The sequence below is a fragment of the Streptomyces sp. NPDC059456 genome (assembly GCF_042750055.1).
In the GTDB taxonomy this organism is placed as follows: Bacteria; Actinomycetota; Actinomycetes; order Streptomycetales; family Streptomycetaceae; genus Streptomyces.
Genome location: NZ_JBHYVA010000012.1, coordinates 16,907 through 33,410, shown reverse-complemented (window position 1 = coordinate 33,410; position 16,504 = coordinate 16,907). Strand labels below are relative to the sequence as shown.

The window sequence follows — 16,504 nt, the reverse complement described above, 5'->3', positions numbered from 1 at the left end:
CCGCCCGGCGCGCACGGCGCGCCGCTGGACGGTGCCGCATGAGCAGCGCCCCCCACCCGCAGCCCCCCGCCACCAACCTGCCGGACCCCGCCACCAACCTGCCGGACCCCGCCACCAACCTGCCGGACACCGGCACCGGAACCCGGGCCCTGGACCTGCGGTACCTGGATCGCCCGCCCGCCGAACACCAACGGCCCTACTTCCCCTTCGTCGCGGACCACCTGCGCGAGGCACTGGACCGGCCGGGCGCCTCCGTCCTGGACGTCGGATGCGCCAACGGCGCCTTCCTGCACCACCTGGCCGGCCGGTACCCGCACGCCCGCCTCACCGGACTCGACGCACTGCCCGCCCTCGTCGAGCACGCGGCACGGCACGTTCCGCACGCCTCCTTCACCCTCGGCGACGTCGGCCGCGCCGAGACCCTGCCCGCACGGCGGTACGACGCGGTCACCCTGCTCACCCTGCACAGCCACTTCGACTCCCTCGACCCGTGGCTCGACCACGTCCTGGACCTGGTCGAACCCGGCGGACGCGCCCTGCTGTTCGGCCCGTTCAACCCGCACCCCGTCGACGTGCTGGTCCGCCTGCGGCAAGCCGACGCAGAGGGGGACGGCGCCTGGCTCCCCGGCTGGAACGTCCACTCCCGCGCCGCGTTCACGGAGCATCTCGCCCGGCGGGGACTGCGCCACCGGTTCCACGACTACCAGCCGCCGACGAGCGTCCCGAAGTCCCCGGCCGACCCGCTCAGCACCCGCCGCGCGACCTTGGACGGCGCACCCGTGCTGACCAACGGAGGCGGCCTGCTCCTCCCCTTCGCCCTGCTGGAGATCACCGTATGAGCCCCCGCCGGCCCGCCGCCGCCCCGGCCGAGCCGTTCCTCGAACTGCTGCGCAGCCCCACGACGGGGGGCCCGCTCACCTGGGCCGAGCCGCACGTCCTCACCGACGGCGCATCGCTGTGGCCCTGCCTGGACGGCATCCCGTACCTGCGCACCGGACGCGACCGGCTGCGCGCACGCACGATCGACGCCATCCGGGCGGGCGAACTCGACCGGGCCCTCGCGCTGCTGCTGTGCGACCGCAAGGACGACACGGTCCCGGCGGCCGATCCCGTCGCGGCGCTCGCCGTGGCCGCCGGCGCCACCACCGCCGCGGCGGCGATGGACGGGCTCGGCTACGGCGGCCTGGCCCCCTACTTCCTGCACCGCTGGTGCCAGCCGACCTACCTGAGCGGCCTCGCCCTGCTCGACGCGCACGTCCCGACCGGCACCACCCTGTTCGAGATCGGCTGCGGGGCCGGGCACTTCCTGCGTACCTGGACGGACCGCTCGGGCCCCGCCATCGGCTCCGACCTGGTCTTCTCCCACCTGTGGCTCGCCCGGACCTTCTGCGCCCCCACCGCGCACCTGGTCTGCTTCGACGCCGAGGGCGCCTTCCCGCTCGCGGACGGCGCCGCCGGAGCGGCCCTCAGCCACGACAGCTTCCACTACTTCCGCGACAAGCAGCACGTCCTGGCGGAGCTGCTCCGCGTCAGCGGCACCGGCCCGGTCCTGCTGGGCCACGTCCACAACGCCTCGCGCGACAACTACTCCGCGGGCCACCCGCTGCCCACCGACGCGTACCTGGCCGCGCTCACCCCCGACCGCTGCTACGACGACGAGGCCCTCACCACCGCAGCGCTGCACGGACGTACGGCGGCGCCGGCGCCCGGCGAGGAACTGCGCGACGCGGCGGCGCTGGCCTTCGCCTGCCGCACGTCCGGGGACGCCGCGGTCCCCGGTCGGCTCACCGGGGTCGTGCCGGGGCGCCCGCTGAGCCTCAATCCGCTGCTGACCGACACCGGGCCCCGTTGGCCCGACGAGAAGTTCGCCCGCGAGTTCACCGACGGCTGGCCCTATCTGCGCGACCTGGGGCGACCTCCCCGGTCCACCCTGGCCGCGGCCCGTGCGGGACTCGCCGGTGACGACCCCGACGTCGACTCGTACGCCCGCCGACGCGTGCTCCTGGACCTCCCCGAAAGCTGGCTCTGACATGACCTCCACCATCCTCCCGACCCCCGCCCCGCCCCGCGTGGACGCCGAGCGGCTGCCGGACTCCTGCCGTACGGGCCCCGGCGTACGCATCCACGCCGGGCGGCTGACCGTCGGCGAGGGCGTACGGATCGGCGCCGGCACCACCATCGTGGGCGACGACGTCGTCATCGGCGCCGGCACGGTCATCGGCCCCGACTGCGACCTGCGGGCCGCCGCCCTGCACCTGGGCACCGGCACCGAGATCGGCCCCCGCGTCCGCGTGCTCGTCGCGGAGCGGTTCGCGGTGGGCGGTGCCGCCCGCATCGCCCCCGACGTACAGGTGCTGTGCCGGGACTTCACGGCCGGCCGGCTGTTCTACTTCGGCGACGGCGCGCGCGTCGGCTACGGCGGAACCACGACCTCGACGGCCCGGGTCCGCATCGGCGACCGGGTCACGATCGGCCAGCACACCATCCTCAACGCGAACCACGAGATCACCCTGGGCGACGGTGTCGGCACCGGGTCCTACCTGGCCATCTGGACCCACGGCTACCACTTCGGGCACGGCCCCCTCAACGGCACCGAGCCCGCCTACGCCCCCGTCCGCATCGCCCGCGACGCATGGCTCGGCTACCACGTGACCGTGCTGCCCGGCGCCCACGTCGGCGAGGCGACCGTGGTCGCCGCGGGGTCCGTCGTCACCGCACCCCTGCCCGCCGGTGTGCTCGCCGGCGGCGTCCCCGCCCGGGTGAAGAAGACCCTCGACATGCGGCCCGTCGGCGACGACCGGGCCCATGAGGCCGTCCTCGGCGTACTGCGGGGCTGGCGCACCGAACTCGTCTGGAAGGGCTGCCCGGTCGAGTGGCCGGAGCGGCCCGGGGCCCCGGCCCCGCTGACCGTCAGCCTCGCGGACGGCTCGCACCGCACCCGGGTCGTCCTCCTCGCGCCGCACGACCCCTGGCCGGCGACTCCGCCGCCCGGCGAGGCCCTCGCCGTCCTCGTCCTCGACGACCGCGCCGCCGAACACCGGCCCCGGGGCTCCGTCGCCGTCTTCGAGGTCCGCTCGGGACGGCTGCGCGGCCACACCTCACCCGTCATCGAGGACCTCCGCGACCAGCTGCGGCGCCATGCCATGCCGTGCGGGGACGACCGGTCCTTCAGCTCGATCGAGCCCGAGGCCTTCGCCCGGCTCAGGAGGGCCGCGGCATGACCCCTGCCGAAGAACCTGCGGTCATCGGCCTGCTCGGCGGGATGAGCTGGCCCTCCACCCTCACCTACTACCGGGCCGTCAACGAAGGCGTCGCCAAGGCCCTCGGCGGATCGCACTCGGCCCGCATGGTGATCTGGTCGCAGGACTACGCCGAGGTCGAGCGCCGGCAACTGGCCGAGGACTGGGAGGGAGCCGGCGCGCTGCTCGCCGCGGGCGCCCGGCGGCTGGCGGCGGCGGGCGCGGACGTGCTGGCCATCGCCTGCAACACCATGCACCGCGTCTCCGGCGCCGTGCGCGCCGCCTGCGACCTGCCCCTGATCGACATCGTCGAGGTCACGGCGGAGGCCACCCGCAGCCGCGGCATCACCCGCGCGGCGGTCCTCGGCACCCGCTTCACCGCGCAGGGCGGCCTGTTCACCGGCGCGCTGGCGGCCCGGGGGATCGCACCGGTCCTGCCCGCCGCCGAGGACCAGCGGCTCGTCGACCGCATCATCTACGAAGAACTGTGCCGGGGCACCGTGAGCGACACGGCGGCGTCCGCCTTCACGGACCTGCGGCAGCGGCTGCGGCGTGACGGCGTCGACGGCATCATCCTCGCCTGCACCGAACTCGGCCTGCTCATCCCGCCTCCCGAACGCGTCTCACCGGAGATCGTCGACACCGTGGCCGTGCACGTAGAGGCGCTGGTCACGGCTTCCCTGGCGGGTCGCCCCGGCCCCCGGGCCGCCACCCGCTGAACGCGCGGCCCCGGCACGGGCGCCTGCCGCCGAACCAGCACAGCCACCGGAAGGCACATGAACACCCAGAACCCGGCCGCCCCGCCGGCCACCCGCACCGTCGAGCTCCGGCCGCACCGCTACGAGGACGCGGACGAGGCCCGCAGGGCGCTGCGCCGGCTCGCCTCGGCCGTCACCGTCCTGACCGTCGACGGCGGTGCGGGCGCCCGGCACGGCACCACCGCCAGCTCCGTGGTCGCCGTCTCCCGCGAGCCGCTGATCCTCGGAGTCTGCCTGAGCCGCACCTCCGCGTTCACCCGGCTGGCGCTCCGCGCCGGCACGTTCTCCGTCAACGTGCTCGGCGTCGGCCAGGGCGACGTCGCCGGCCGGTTCGCCGACCCCGAACGCCCCTCGGGTGACGCCCAGTTCGCGGGACTCGCCTGGACCACCGACCCGCTCAGCGGCGCCCCGCTGCTCGACGGCTCGCTCGCGCACCTGTCCTGCCGGCTGCTCGACCGCCACCAAGTGGGCGACCACGACCTCCTCCTCGCCGAAGTCACCGCGGGCGTCCACGCCCGCGCCACCCCCATGCTCAGCTTCGCCGGCCGACTGCACGCCACCACGAGCGCCGAACCGTAGAAGCAGTGCCAGGACCTCCGCTCCGACCCCTGTGCCGCCGCGCCTCAGCCTGGTACGCGATCGACCCCAGCGGCGGGCAGGGCATCAGCGTGGTGCCGACGCCGGGGCGTTCGACGAAGGCCCGCGCCTCGGCGGCCTGCTGAAGCCGGGAATCCGGCTCGTCGGGTCGGCACGGGGGCCGGGGGGAGCAGCGACCCCCGGTGTCGAGACGGCCGATGTTGTCGACGGTCGCCCGTTGGGCGTCCCTCGACAAGATCCCCGGTCCGTCTCTCCGCGCAGGACGGCCAGGACGCGGTTCTCCTCGGACCTCGGTGGTGAAGGCGCGAACGGTGTTGAGTCCGGCTGCGTCAGCCCTTGCGGGTGAGGACTCCGGACTGTTCTCCTGCCTGGTAGCGAACCCGGTCCCCGTCCAGAGCGGTGAGCGTTTGCTCGCCCACGCTGAGGCACCTGCCACTGCCGGTGCTCTCGGTGACGACCGTGTCGAGCTCGATCGTGTCGGCGCCGACGCCCAGAAGGGTGCCCGCTCCCCTGCACTGGACCGCACTGGTGGTGGTGCGCGTGGTGACCACTTCGTCACCGATCTTCCCCTGCCGAATGGTCATGCGCCGTTGCATCTGCACGGAGCCGTCCTCGACCGATCCTTCCCATACGCCGAGAAAGGCTGCCGGTATGGCGCCCGTGGGGGCGGACGGTGTCGGGGGCGGCTGGCCGGGCGGCGCGTCGTCCGGCCGGGTGGTGTGCGCGGTCCGGACCGGGGGAGGGGTGGAGCTCGGAGCCTTGGCGGAGGTGGTCCACACCGTGGCGGCGATACCCAGGACCGGGATCACGATTCCGATGACCCACCAGGCCCATCCGGGTGGATGGTTCCCCGGACCGCCTGACGGCGCGTGTGCCTGCTGCTCTGCTCGCGGCGCAGCCTCGTCGTCTGTGTGGCTCACTTCCCCCAACTCCCCCTCCCAGACCAAACGTTGATCAAGGCTAACCAGAACCCCCGAACGGTGCGACGGTTTCATGGCCCACCGTCACGCCGCGTTTTGCCGGCGTTCGAGCCGACGGGCCGGGATCGGAGACGGAGCCGGCGGGCCCTGCGCGAGTCCACCTTGACGGTCAACGGCCGTCCTTCCGCGCCGCCTCCGTTGCGGGGGGTGCACGCCGGCCGTCCCGGAACGGACCCCGTCCCGGATCGGGCGGGCTGGGCCTCCGCTCCCACGCCCGCGGAGCCCGGCCACCCTTCTCAACACGCTTGAGGCGTATGAAAGTTTCATGAAAGGCCCAACCTCGACCGCGATCTGATCATCTTCTCCGCCGAGTCCGTCACCGCCCCCGAGGTGACGGCTCGGGATCGAGGAGGTCGGCATCCCCATGAGGCTGCCCCGAAAACGCCGCACGGATCGCACCGGCAGTCCGGACGACACACACACCACGGAGCAGGCGGCAGGTCCCCACCGCACGCGGCGCCGTGCGGGCCGGGCCAGGAACCGCAGAAGAGCCGCCCGCACGGCACGCCGCCGCCTCATCGACTTCCCCCGGCACGGCCGGCGGGGCTGGCGGCGCTGGATGCCCTCCTGGAAACTGGTCACCGGCCTGTTCCTGCTCTCCGCCGGCGCCCTCACCGGCCTCCTGGCCGCCGTCTACGTACAGGTCCGCATCCCGGACCCGCACGATTCCGCGCGCCGGCAGGCCACCGTCTACTACTGGGCGGACGGCAGCCGGATGGTGAGCGTCGGCGATGTGAACCGGCAGGACGTGAAGCTCTCCCAGGTGCCCGATTCCGTCCAGCGTGCCGTCATCGCCGCGGAGAACGCGGATTTCTACACGGACTCGGGCGTCTCCGTGACGGGCATCGGCCGCGCCGCCGTCAACATCGTCAAGGGTGAGGAGACCCAGGGCGGCTCGACGATCACCCAGCAGTACGTGAAGAACACCTATCTGAGCCAGGACCAGACCGTCGAGCGAAAGATCAAGGAGCTCTTCCTCTCCCTGAAGGTCAGCAACCAGCGGCCCAAGTCGGAGATTCTCGAGGGGTACCTCAACACGTCCTGGTTCGGCCGCGACGCGTACGGCGTGCAGGCAGCCTCGTACGCGTACTACGGCATCCCCGCCAAGGACCTGAACCCCAGCCAGGGCGCCCTGCTGGCCGCCGTCCTCAAGGGCGCGGAGAGCTTCGACCCCTCCCTCGGCGCCGACAACCACCAGCGCGCGGTGGACCGCTGGAGCTGGATCCTGGACCGCCAGGTCGGCACGGGTTCGATGAGCGCCGGGGAACGCGCGAAGTACACGGAGTTCCCCGAGCCGAAGCCGCCCGTCAAGCCGACCAGCCAGGCCGGGCAGATCGGCTACCTCGTCGACATCGCCAACAAGTACCTCAAGAGCCGCAGCGGCATCACGGGCAAGGATCTGGCGAGCGGCGGCTACAGCGTCCACACCACCTTCGAGAAGGACAAGGTGCTCGCGCTGACCAAGGCCGTCGAGCAGGTACGTGCGGACCGGCTGGACCCGAAGAAGCGCCCGGACGACGAATACGTGCAGGTCGGCGCCGCCTCGATACGCCCCGAGGACGGAGCGATCGTCGCGGTCTACGGCGGCTCCGATGCGATCGAGCACTTCACCAACAACGCGGACACCTCAGGCGTCCCCGCAGCCTCGGCGTTCAAACCCTTCGTGTACGCCGCCGCCCTGGAGGAGGAGCTCGACGGCAGGGAAGGCTCCGCCAAAGGCGCTTCCCCGGCCCCCTCCCAGGCTCCCCTGCAACCCGTGCCGGTACGGGCGCCCATGGCATCCATGAACCTCCACTCGGCGCTGGTGGCCTCCGACCACACGCCGTTCGTGGAGATCGGCAAGAAGATCGGGCTGAAGAAGGTCAAAGAACTCGCGGTCGCGTCGGGACTGCGCGAGGAGAGCATGGCCAAACTGGAGCCGACCTTCTCGATCGGCACCTCCACCCCCAGCGCCGTCCGGCTGGCCGGCGCCTACACCACCTTCGTCAACCAGGGCCGGGCCACCGAGCCCTACTCGGTGGCCAGGGTCGAGCGCGGCGGCGTCACGGTGAACGACCTGGGCCGGCCCAAACCCCGGCGGGCCATGAGCACCGAGGCGGCCTCGATCGTCGGCGATGCGCTCCGCCAGGTGAGCGGGAGCTCCGTCGGACTCCCGTCCTGGGCGGGCAAGACCGGTCCGAACGACCGCATGAACTCGGCCTGGTTCATCGGTGCGACGCCGGACCTGAGCACCTCGGTCGCGATGTTCCGCACGAAGCCCGACGTCACGCAACTGCTGCCCATGCAGGGTGTGGGCGGCCCCGACTCCGAGCGCGGCAGCGCCCTCCCGCCGCTGATCTGGAAGGCCTACAACGCGGCGACGACCCCCACACCACCCCGCCCGACGGACACCCCTCAAAGCCACCCGTAACGCCCGTCACCAGGTCCCGGCGTAGGGCGAGGCACCCGTCCGCCACCGGGACGGTGACAACCCCCTTTGGCGCTTGCCCGGATTTCGCCGTTCAGCTCTTGCGGGCCAGCGGCTGCCCGGCGAAGCTCACCCCTGCCAGGCCATGGGCCATGAGGTTGCGAATGTTGCCGTGATCGGTGTCGTTCGGCGTGGCCAGCACACTGCGGTAGTACTCACCGAACGCCAGCAGCGCCTCCTGGTCGCTGAGCCCTTCCAGCAGGGCCAGCCCCAGCGTCTTGCAGGAGCCCTCGTTCTCGCCTGCTGCATTGTCCAGTTCCCCGTTGCGGAACGCCTGCGGCTGGTACTCGTAATGCGCGGCGACGAAGGCCAGGGTGCCGGCGAACTCGTGCTCACCCGACGCAAGGCTTGCCCGCAGCGAGTTCAGATCAGTCATGGTGGCTCCCCTGGGTTGGACGGACGACCGATTGCCGTCGGTGACCGGACGACACTACCTCCCCCATGGCCGGCCGGCAGGAATCGCTCCACATGTCGGAACGGCGGCATCCCCGCAGGTCACGACGTGCACCTGTGTACCTGCCGGGAGCCGGTTCCGGCCCGGTCGACCGACCGCTCGGGCCGCAGCCCGCTTGCGCGTCCCGTGCCGCGTAGGCGTCGGTGAGGACCTCGCAGGTGCAGTAGTCGTTGCCGGTGCACGGAGTGCCGTACTCGGCACCGTACGGGCCGAGGCCGGCCATGAGCCGCAGGACTTCCGCGCGTGCGGCCGCGTCGAGAACGGGGGCCGTCGCCCCGGCCGCCTCCATGCGCCGCCAGTCGGCCGGATCGTCGTTCACGTCGGCGACGCACCGCGAGTCGGCGAACAAGGTGAACAGGGGATGCTCGGGGAAGTCGTTGAGCCGGACGATCCACCACCGTCCACCGACCCGGGCCGCGTACGGGAAGACGCTCGTGCCGGTGCGATGCCAGGCGGCCTCCGGCGGCACGGCGGGGAAGGGAAGCCCCGTCCCGCCGGGGCCGGGCACGGCGGGGGCGCTCAGACGACGGCGCAGGCGATGCCGGCGGGACTCGGTCGGATCGATCGTCACGCGGTCATCCTGCTGCCTCCCGCGCCGGTGCGCCATGGCCGGGGGACACGAACCCACACCGTGGTCCCGTACCCCCGAACCGCCGCCGCCCGAACCCGTCGACAGGGCCGGCCACGCCCAGGCGAGAGGCCGGCCGGCGGCGTTGTCAGTGCCGGGCTGGATGATGACCTGCATGACCGAAAACAGTGCCCTGCTTTCCCCTGCCGCCTACGTGGAGGCCGTGACCACCGCCGTGGCGGCGTCGGCCGCGTACTACGGCGACGGGACCACCCCGCTCGGTGACGACGAGTACGACGGGCTGCTGCGCGCCATCGCGGCCTACGAGGAGGTCCACCCGGACGAGGTGCTCGCCGAGTCGCCGACCGGGAAGGTGGCGGGCGGGGCCGTGCAGGGTGACGTGCCGCACTCGGTGCCGATGCTCTCCCTCGACAACGTCTTCGACGCGGACGAGCTCGCCGAGTGGGCCGCAGGCCTGGAACGGCGTCTCGGGCACCCCGTGGCCGGGTGGTGCGTGGAGCCGAAGCTCGACGGCCTCGCCGTGGCCGCCCAGTACCGGGGTGGCCGGCTCGCCCGGGTCCTCACCCGCGGCGACGGCCTGGCCGGCGAGGACATCACCCACGCAGCCGATGCCGTCCTCGGTCTGCCGCCGGTACTCAGCCGGCCGATCGACGTCGAGTTGCGCGGCGAGGTGCTGCTGACGACCGCGCAGTTCGAGGAGGCCAACCGGATCCGGCTCGCCCACGAGGCCACGCCCTTCGCGCACCCGCGCAGCGGAGCGGCCGGCACCCTGCGGGCCAAGGACCGCCCCTACCGGATCGAGCTGACCTTCTTCGCCTACGCGGCGATCGGCCTGGGCGACCTCGGCCACGCCGCCCTGCTGGAGGAGCTGGCCGCACTCGGCGCGCACACGGCCGCCGGTACCATCGCGGCCCCGATGCGGTGCGAGACCCTGGAGCAGGTACAGGAACGCATCGACGTGATCGCCGGCCTGCGCGCAGACCTGCCGTTCGGGATCGACGGTGTCGTCGTCAAGGCCGACACGGCCGAGGACCAGCGGCAGGCCGGCAACGGCTCGCGCGCCCCGAGGTGGGCGGTGGCCCGGAAACTGGCGGCCGAACACAAGGTGACGCGCCTGCTGGCGGTGGAGTGGAACGTCGGCCGGACCGGGATCATCGCCCCGCGCGCGGTCCTGGAGCCCGTGGTCATCGACGGGGTGACGGTCACGTACGCCACGCTGCACAATCCGTCCGACATCACCCGTCGCGGGCTCATGATCGGCGACCAGGTGTTCGTGTACCGGGCCGGCGACGTGATCCCCCGGGTCGAGGCACCGCTGGCCGACCAGCGGACCGGGGCCGAGAGCCCGATCGTCTTCCCCGAGGTGTGCCCCCGCTGCGGCGACGCGATCGACACCTCCGAGCAGCGCTGGCGGTGCGTGCGCGGCCGGAGCTGCCAGGCCGTGGCCTCGGTGATCTACGCGGCCGGCCGCGACCAGCTCGACATCGAAGGCCTCGGCGGCACGCGCGCGGTCCAGCTGGTGGAGGCCGGTCTGGTCAAGGACATCGCCGACCTGTTCACGCTGACCCGCGAGCAGCTCCTCGGCCTGGAGCGGATGGGGGAGACCAGCGCCGCCAACCTCCTGGCCGCGATCGAGACCGCCCGCGGGGCCGCCTTGAACCGCGTGTTCTGCGCGCTCGGTGTCCGCGGCACCGGGCGCACGATGTCCCGCCGGATCGCCGCGCACTTCGGCTCGATGGCCGCGATCCGGGCCGCCGACGCGGACACGCTGGCCGGGGTCGACGGCATCGGCACCGAGAAGGCCCGCGTCATCGCGGCCGAACTCGTCGAACTCGCCCCGCTCCTCGACAAGCTCCAGGCCCAGCGGGTCGGCACGCAGGTCACCGAGCCGCAGAAGCCCGCGACCGAGACGGGTGACGCGACCGACGGCGACGACACGGCGGGCGGCCCGCTGAGCGGACAGGCCGTCGTGGTGACCGGCTCCATGACCGGCCCCCTCGCGGTGCTGTCCCGGAACGAGATGAACGAGCTGATCGAGCGGGCCGGCGGAAAGGCATCGTCGTCGGTGTCCAAGCGCACCAGCCTCGTGGTGGCGGGCGAGAAGGCCGGCTCCAAGCGCACCAAGGCCGAAGAACTGGGCATCCGCATCCTCGACCCCGAGGAGTTCGCCGTCCTCGTAGCCGCCTTCCTCCCCACCACCTAGCCATCACCGCCCCGCTGGGCGTCGCGGGGCGTCGCGGGGCGGCGGCCCGGCCGGTGCACTTCGGCCGGCCTGCACTCAGTGACGGCGGTGACGGTAGGCGGCGGCCGCGATCTCGACGAAGGACCGGATCAACGGGTTGGTGTCACCTTCGTTGCACACCGCCACCACGCGGCTCGGCGCCATGTCGGTCAGCGGCACCACGGCCAGCTCCGCGGGCAGGTCGTGCCCGAGGGGGGCCAGGCCGACCGTGCCGCTCCACAGCACGGCGTGCAGGCATTCCTGGACGGCGCGCACCACCGGGCCCTCGCGCGGCGTGCCGCCGTTCCAGTACGACTGCCAGAGCGGGTCGGTGCCCTGCGGGAACTGGAACCAGCGGCGGTCGCCCAGCTCGGCCAGCCGCAGCCGGTCGCAGCGGGCCAGCGGATCGTCGGCGCGCAGTACCACGCCGACCGGATCGGTTCGCAGCGTACGCACCGTCAGGGCGGTCTCGTCGAAGGGCGCCCGGGTCAGGGCGACGTCGACCAGTCCGGTGCGCAGCCCGCACGTCGGGTCGGTCAGATCGGTGTCGCGGACGCGGATGTCGACGCCGGGGTGGGTCCGGCGGAAGGCGGCGGCCAGCCTGGACACACTTGGATCGGTGCCGTCGCCCAGGATGCCGACGGTGATGGTCGCGCCGCCGGCTGCCGCGCTCACGCGTACACGGACGCGCTCCGCATGGTCGAGCAGCGCCCGCGCCTCGTCGAACAGCACCGCGCCCACCGGAGTGAGGGTGACGCCGGCGGGTGAGCGGGCGAACAGCAGGGCCCCGACATCGGCCTCCAACCGCTTGATCGCCCGACTCAGCGGCGGCTGGCTCATGTGCAGTCGGGTGGCGGCCCGGCCGAAGTGGAGTTCCTCGGCGACGGCCACGAAATAGCGCAAGGTTCGTAGCTCCACGCTGCAACGATACCCACCGGGTATCGGCACCGCGGAACGGGTCTTGGACACCGCCGGGCCCCCGGCGGTGCACTGGTCGGCATGACCGAAGAAGTTGACACCAACGCGACGCAGGCCGGCACCGCCCTCTCGGTGGTGGGCCCCGGCGAGGGCGAGACGATCGTTCTGGGCACCACGCGCATGCGCGTTCTGGAGGACGGCAGCCACACCGGGCACCGCCTCGCGATCGCCGAGTCCGTCCTCGCCCCGCACACCCAGGGACCGCCGCAACATCGCCACGCCCAGCACGACGAGGGCTTCTACGTCCTCTCCGGGACCGTCCGGTTCACCGTCGGGGACGAGCACCACGACGCCACCACGGGCACGCTCGTGATGGTTCCGCCCGGCACCCCGCACACCTTCGCCAACCTGACCGACCAGCCCGCGGTCATGCTCAGCACCTTCACCCCCGACCTGTACGTGCAGTACTTCCGGGACCTCCAGGAGGTGCTCGCCGACGGCCGGCCGCTGACGCCCCGGGCCAATGCCGACGCGATGAGCCGCTACGCGACCGAACCCGCCACCGACCTCGTCTGATGCAGTCGACGGTTCTCCGTGAACCGATGCCCCATGAACGGAAACCATGAACATCGCCTACTGGATCCTCGCGGGACTGCTCGCCCTCTTCTACGGCTACGCGGGCACGCTGAAGGTGATCCGCACCCGCGACCAGCTCCGCCCGATGATGTCCTGGGTCGACCGCGTCGCCCTGCCCGACCTCAGGGCGCTGGGGACGCTCGAGCTACTCGGCGCGGCCGGCCTGATCCTGCCGCCGCTGACGGGCATCGCGGTCCCGCTGGCGCCGGTCGCGGCCAGCGGCCTCGTACTCCTCCAGGCAGGTGCGATCGCCGTCCACCTGACCGGCGAAGACCGCCGGATCGCACTCAACGTCGGGCTCATCACCACCGCGGCCATGACCCTCTGGCTGGCCATCGGCCTGTGATGGAACACCAGTGGCTGACCGCTCTGCCCCGCCTCGCAGGGTCTTCCTGAACGACCGTGCCTTGCTCCGAGACGGTCATCCCCGCCTCGATCGCGTCGTCGGGGCCACGCCGACGCCTACTTCGACAGCGGCTGTGTGGCGACCGAGGCTGCGCGGCGGCTGTCGCTGAGCGTACGGGCGCTGACCTACCGGCTGGAGCGGATCCACAGCCCGGCCGGCGCCGACCCGGCGACGAACGCAGGTGTCCGTGCGGGAGTCGGACGGCGTAGGGGCGCGGCCCGGTCGGCGCCGGACACGGCCCAAAGGTGATGCAACTCGATTCGGAGGTAATACAGTTGATGAGGCGCCGGCCGGGAGCGCCCTGTTGAGGGGGAGGTCAGCGTGTCGCGAGGCTGGAAGACCGCCATCGTGCTGGTCGCATTGGCGGGGATCGTATCCACGCCGTTGTTCTGGTTGCTGGACAAGCCGGACACCGGGCAACTGGTCGGCGCGTCCGTCCAGGGTGCCACGGGGATTGCCGCCCTGCTCTGGGCGCTGTTCCAGAGGCCGCCCACCCCGGAGCCGGCGGACACGGCGATCGACACCGGCCAGGCGGAGGCTTCTGGCGGTGCCACGGCCAGAACCGGAGTCAAGCGGCCGGGCGACGGCAGGGGATCGGCGAGGGCCGAGCGCACCGGGAATGCCACCGCAACCGGCGCTGGAAGCACCGCCGGCACTGGAATCGAATACAGCTGACCCGGCCGACGGGCAGATCCGCGAGGAACAAGGGGGGCTCGTTCGTCATGCGCTGGTGGAAGCGCAACCCCGATGCCGATGCCGATGCCGATGCCGAGACCGAGGCCGAGGCCGAGATCAGGACCGGCCGCCGGAACGGACCAGACGTTCCCGTGGTGGTCGCCGACACCGGAGACGCCCACGCTGCGGACGGATCGACTGCGGTATCCGGCGTCCACTCATCGGCTGACGCTCCTCTCGTACACGGGCAGGTCAGCGACACGGGGGACGCGTACGCTACCGCTGGCAGCATTGCCAACACCGGACACCTGCACATCAACGCCCACTTCTCAAACGCTGCGCACACCGTGGTACAGGCCGAAGTCATCAATCGGCTCACGATCGGCGAGACGGCCGCACCTCCTCTGCCGGTGCCACATCAGCTGCCGTCCCGGGTCGCCGGCTTTCGGGACCGCGTGGAAGCCCTGAGCAGTCTGAACGCGAAGCTGGAGGGAAGGCGACTTGCCGATGATCCCGCAGTCGTGATCGTGAGCGGCATGGGCGGTGTGGGCAAGACCTCGCTCGCCGTCCACTGGATCCACTCCATCGCCGACCAGTTCCCCGACGGCCAGCTCTACGCCAACCTGCGCGGTTTCTCGGACGGGCCCACAGCCACGGCGAGCCAGGTGCTCGAACAGTTCCTGCGTGCGCTGGACGTGCCCGCGGACAAGATCCCCCACGACGAGGACAGCCGCGCCGCACTCTTTCGGTCGCTCACCCACGGCCGGTCCCTTCTGTTGCTCCTGGACAATGCCCTGGATGCTCGCCAGGTCCGACCGCTGATCCCTTCGGCTGGCACGTCGCTCACCGTGATCACGAGCCGCAACAGGCTCCCCGGACTCGCGGTCCAGCTCGGTGCGGTGCGGATGGGCCTGGAACCCTTCGACGGCCAGGTGGCGGTCCAGATGCTCATCGACGACCGAGAAGGCGTACCGGAGACCGAGCTGCTGTTGGCCGGCAGTCTGGCCCGCAAGTGCGGCTACCTTCCACTGACACTGCGGATCATTCTCGAACGGCTGGCGACCCGAGGCATCGGCTCGTTCGGCGACGGCGCCGCAGAGATCATCCGAGAGCTGCAGGACGCTCGTGCCGCTCTGGACACGTTTTCCCCACTGGACGACGACTCATCTACGGAGCTGCGTGTGGTTCTGTCCTGGTCCTATGCAGACATCCCCCATGACTTGGCCCGCATGTTCCGGCTGCTCGGGCTGCATCCCGGCGACGACTTCAGCGCGGCCGACGCCGCAGCGCTGGCGGCCGTCGAACAGGCCGAGGCCGTGCGCCGCATGGACCGGCTGGTCCAGCTCAGCCTGCTGGAGCCGTCTGGTCGGTCGCGCTTCCGGTTTCACGACCTGCTGAGGGCGTTCGCAGCGGAGCGCGTCCAGGACGACGAGCCCCGCGCGGAAATCGGACTGGCGCGGCGCCGACTGCTGTCGCGGTATCTCTCCCGCATAGACGCGGCCGACCGCATCCTCGCTCCAGGGCGCCGTCACGTGCTGTCGGCCGAGGAGGCCGGCGAGCCGTTCACCTCGTACGAGGAGGCTCTCGCCTGGTGCGACTCGGAGAGGCTGAACTGTATGGCGATCGTCCGGGCGGCCGCGAACCGCGAGGACGACCTGTGCTGGCGCATCGCCATGGCGCTGATCACTCCCCTTGTCCTGCGCTCCTACCACGCGGACCGCCGTGAGGTCTGCGAGATCGGGCTGGGCGCCGCCCGCAGAGCCGGGGACGGGTGGGGCGAGGCATGGAGCCTGATGAGCCTCGGGGGCGCATTGCAAGAACTGGGCCTGAACGAGGAGGCCGCCGAGACGCAGCGGGAAGCGGTGGCCTTGTGGCGCGCACTGGGAGATGCCGAGGGAGAGGGCAAGAGCCTGAACAACCTGGGCGATGCACTGATCGCCCAGGGCAGGCTGGCGGAAGCGGCCCAGGTGATGGAGGACGCGCTGCGCCTTCGTCGCTCGCTCGGAAATCGGCGTGAGATCGCCATCTCGCTCTTCCTGCTCGGCGACCTGCACTTGGCGCAGGGCGACCCGGAGGCGGCCGAACAGAGCTACCGGGAGAGCCTGGCGCTGCGCGCCTCGGCCGACCGCCAAACCGTGGGGTTCGCCCTCACCGGCTTGGCCGAGGTCGCGCTGCTGCGGGGTGATCTGGACGCCGCACAGGCGACCTTCGACGAAGCCGCCAACGCCCATGGGGAGTCCGGCTATCCGTACGGGCAGGCCGTCGCTCTGCGCTCTCGTGCGCGCTGCCTCCGCGATCTGGGGCGTGCGGACGATGCGCACGCCACGCTGCTCACCGCCTTGGCGCTGTTACAGGCAGCCGGCGATCCGGCGGCGGACGAGGTGCGACGACAGCTTGAAGATTATGGGTGACCTCCAGACGCTTGATGGCGTCAGGGCCGGCACTCGGACACGCGCTCCACAGCCAGAAATCCACATCGATGGTCCGCGGTGAAACGTCCAGCTTGTGCAAGTCCGTGATGTAGGCGCCGATGCGACAGCCGGGCGCAGCCGACGCCCGTGGGG

Annotated in this window: 15 protein-coding genes and 1 pseudogene; 12 read left to right on the top strand and 4 right to left on the bottom strand. The window is 72.0% G+C overall.

Going from position 1 to position 16,504, the window contains the following annotated elements:
* The 5 genes from ACFXA3_RS02670 to ACFXA3_RS02650 form a co-directional block, all read left to right on the top strand.
* Positions 1–839 (top strand): class I SAM-dependent methyltransferase (locus ACFXA3_RS02670; RefSeq protein WP_385180884.1); only part of this gene is annotated, 839 nt, incomplete at its 5' end.
* On the top strand, positions 836–2,029 hold the full coding sequence (locus ACFXA3_RS02665) for a methyltransferase domain-containing protein (protein WP_385180881.1): 1,194 nt from the start codon (positions 836–838) through the stop codon (positions 2,027–2,029). The genes ACFXA3_RS02670 and ACFXA3_RS02665, both read left to right, overlap by 4 nt.
* A 1-nt stretch (position 2,030) precedes the next feature.
* Positions 2,031–3,221 carry a DapH/DapD/GlmU-related protein gene (locus ACFXA3_RS02660; protein WP_385180879.1) on the top strand — a complete coding sequence of 397 codons (1,191 nt, stop codon included), beginning with the start codon at positions 2,031–2,033 and terminating at the stop codon, positions 3,219–3,221.
* On the top strand, positions 3,218–3,958 hold the full coding sequence (locus ACFXA3_RS02655; protein ID WP_385180876.1) for an aspartate/glutamate racemase family protein: 741 nt from the start codon (positions 3,218–3,220) through the stop codon (positions 3,956–3,958). The genes ACFXA3_RS02660 and ACFXA3_RS02655 overlap by 4 nt, the downstream gene beginning before the upstream one ends.
* Positions 3,959–4,015: 57 nt before the next feature.
* Positions 4,016–4,576, top strand: coding sequence for a flavin reductase family protein (locus tag ACFXA3_RS02650; RefSeq protein ID WP_385180873.1), 561 nt, complete (start codon positions 4,016–4,018; stop codon positions 4,574–4,576).
* A 347-nt stretch (positions 4,577–4,923) separates the two neighbouring features.
* On the opposite strand, the gene ACFXA3_RS02645 is transcribed toward ACFXA3_RS02650, so the two are convergent.
* Positions 4,924–5,178, bottom strand: a complete 255-nt coding sequence (locus tag ACFXA3_RS02645) for a hypothetical protein (RefSeq protein WP_385180870.1) — start codon at positions 5,176–5,178, stop codon at positions 4,924–4,926.
* A gap of 955 nt (positions 5,179–6,133) precedes the next feature.
* Here ACFXA3_RS02645 and ACFXA3_RS02640 point away from each other — a divergent pair.
* Positions 6,134–7,984, top strand: coding sequence for a transglycosylase domain-containing protein (locus ACFXA3_RS02640; protein ID WP_385180867.1), 1,851 nt, complete (start codon positions 6,134–6,136; stop codon positions 7,982–7,984).
* Between the two features lie 91 nt (positions 7,985–8,075).
* On the opposite strand, the gene ACFXA3_RS02635 is transcribed toward ACFXA3_RS02640, so the two are convergent.
* Together ACFXA3_RS02635 and ACFXA3_RS02630 are read right to left on the bottom strand one after the other, a co-directional pair.
* Positions 8,076–8,417: a HopJ type III effector protein gene (locus ACFXA3_RS02635; RefSeq protein WP_385180864.1), complete on the bottom strand. Its 342-nt coding sequence runs from the start codon at positions 8,415–8,417 to the stop codon at positions 8,076–8,078.
* A complete protein-coding gene (locus ACFXA3_RS02630) occupies positions 8,410–9,066 on the bottom strand; it encodes a hypothetical protein (protein ID WP_385180861.1) in 657 nt (218 codons plus the stop codon). Before ACFXA3_RS02630 ends, ACFXA3_RS02635 begins: the two co-directional genes overlap by 8 nt.
* A 172-nt stretch (positions 9,067–9,238) precedes the next feature.
* Between ACFXA3_RS02630 and ligA the strand changes: the two genes are divergently transcribed.
* Positions 9,239–11,287 (top strand): NAD-dependent DNA ligase LigA, encoded by a 2,049-nt coding sequence (gene ligA, locus ACFXA3_RS02625; RefSeq protein ID WP_385180858.1) that lies wholly within the window; start codon positions 9,239–9,241, stop codon positions 11,285–11,287.
* A gap of 75 nt (positions 11,288–11,362) precedes the next feature.
* Here the strand turns inward: ligA and ACFXA3_RS02620 are convergent, their stop codons facing one another.
* Entirely contained in the window at positions 11,363–12,223 is an 861-nt protein-coding gene (locus tag ACFXA3_RS02620) for a LysR family transcriptional regulator (RefSeq protein WP_385180854.1), read from the bottom strand.
* Positions 12,224–12,304: 81 nt separating this feature from the next.
* Between ACFXA3_RS02620 and ACFXA3_RS02615 the strand changes: the two genes are divergently transcribed.
* The 5 genes and pseudogenes from ACFXA3_RS02615 (at position 12,305) to ACFXA3_RS02595 (ending at position 16,351) form a co-directional block, all read left to right on the top strand.
* Positions 12,305–12,799 (top strand): cupin domain-containing protein, encoded by a 495-nt coding sequence (locus ACFXA3_RS02615; RefSeq protein WP_385180851.1) that lies wholly within the window; start codon positions 12,305–12,307, stop codon positions 12,797–12,799.
* A gap of 46 nt (positions 12,800–12,845) precedes the next feature.
* Positions 12,846–13,205, top strand: a complete 360-nt coding sequence (locus ACFXA3_RS02610) for a DoxX family protein (protein WP_385180848.1) — start codon at positions 12,846–12,848, stop codon at positions 13,203–13,205.
* A gap of 114 nt (positions 13,206–13,319) precedes the next feature.
* Positions 13,320–13,514, top strand: a pseudogene (locus ACFXA3_RS02605) (helix-turn-helix domain-containing protein); the annotation flags it as partial.
* 72 nt (positions 13,515–13,586) lie between these two features.
* Complete coding sequence (locus tag ACFXA3_RS02600) at positions 13,587–13,940, top strand: hypothetical protein (RefSeq protein WP_385180845.1); 354 nt, start codon at positions 13,587–13,589, stop codon at positions 13,938–13,940.
* 47 nt (positions 13,941–13,987) lie between these two features.
* Positions 13,988–16,351, top strand: coding sequence for a tetratricopeptide repeat protein (locus tag ACFXA3_RS02595; protein WP_385180842.1), 2,364 nt, complete (start codon positions 13,988–13,990; stop codon positions 16,349–16,351).
* Positions 16,352–16,504: the final 153 nt, after the last annotated feature.

Excerpts from the sequence above, each read along its gene's own strand:
- ACFXA3_RS02665 (WP_385180881.1), top strand. The coding sequence starts at position 836 with ATGAGCCCCCGCCGGCCCGCCGCCGCCCCGGCCGAGCCGTTCCTCGAA.
- ACFXA3_RS02660 (WP_385180879.1), top strand. The coding sequence starts at position 2,031 with ATGACCTCCACCATCCTCCCGACCCCCGCCCCGCCCCGCGTGGACGCC.
- ACFXA3_RS02655 (WP_385180876.1), top strand. The coding sequence starts at position 3,218 with ATGACCCCTGCCGAAGAACCTGCGGTCATCGGCCTGCTCGGCGGGATG.
- ACFXA3_RS02650 (WP_385180873.1), top strand. The coding sequence starts at position 4,016 with ATGAACACCCAGAACCCGGCCGCCCCGCCGGCCACCCGCACCGTCGAG.
- ACFXA3_RS02645 (WP_385180870.1), bottom strand. The coding sequence starts at position 5,178 with ATGACCATTCGGCAGGGGAAGATCGGTGACGAAGTGGTCACCACGCGC.
- ACFXA3_RS02640 (WP_385180867.1), top strand. The coding sequence starts at position 6,134 with ATGCCCTCCTGGAAACTGGTCACCGGCCTGTTCCTGCTCTCCGCCGGC.
- ACFXA3_RS02635 (WP_385180864.1), bottom strand. The coding sequence starts at position 8,417 with ATGACTGATCTGAACTCGCTGCGGGCAAGCCTTGCGTCGGGTGAGCAC.
- ligA (WP_385180858.1), top strand. The coding sequence starts at position 9,239 with ATGACCGAAAACAGTGCCCTGCTTTCCCCTGCCGCCTACGTGGAGGCC.
- ACFXA3_RS02615 (WP_385180851.1), top strand. The coding sequence starts at position 12,305 with ATGACCGAAGAAGTTGACACCAACGCGACGCAGGCCGGCACCGCCCTC.
- ACFXA3_RS02610 (WP_385180848.1), top strand. The coding sequence starts at position 12,846 with ATGAACATCGCCTACTGGATCCTCGCGGGACTGCTCGCCCTCTTCTAC.
- ACFXA3_RS02595 (WP_385180842.1), top strand. The coding sequence starts at position 13,988 with ATGCGCTGGTGGAAGCGCAACCCCGATGCCGATGCCGATGCCGATGCC.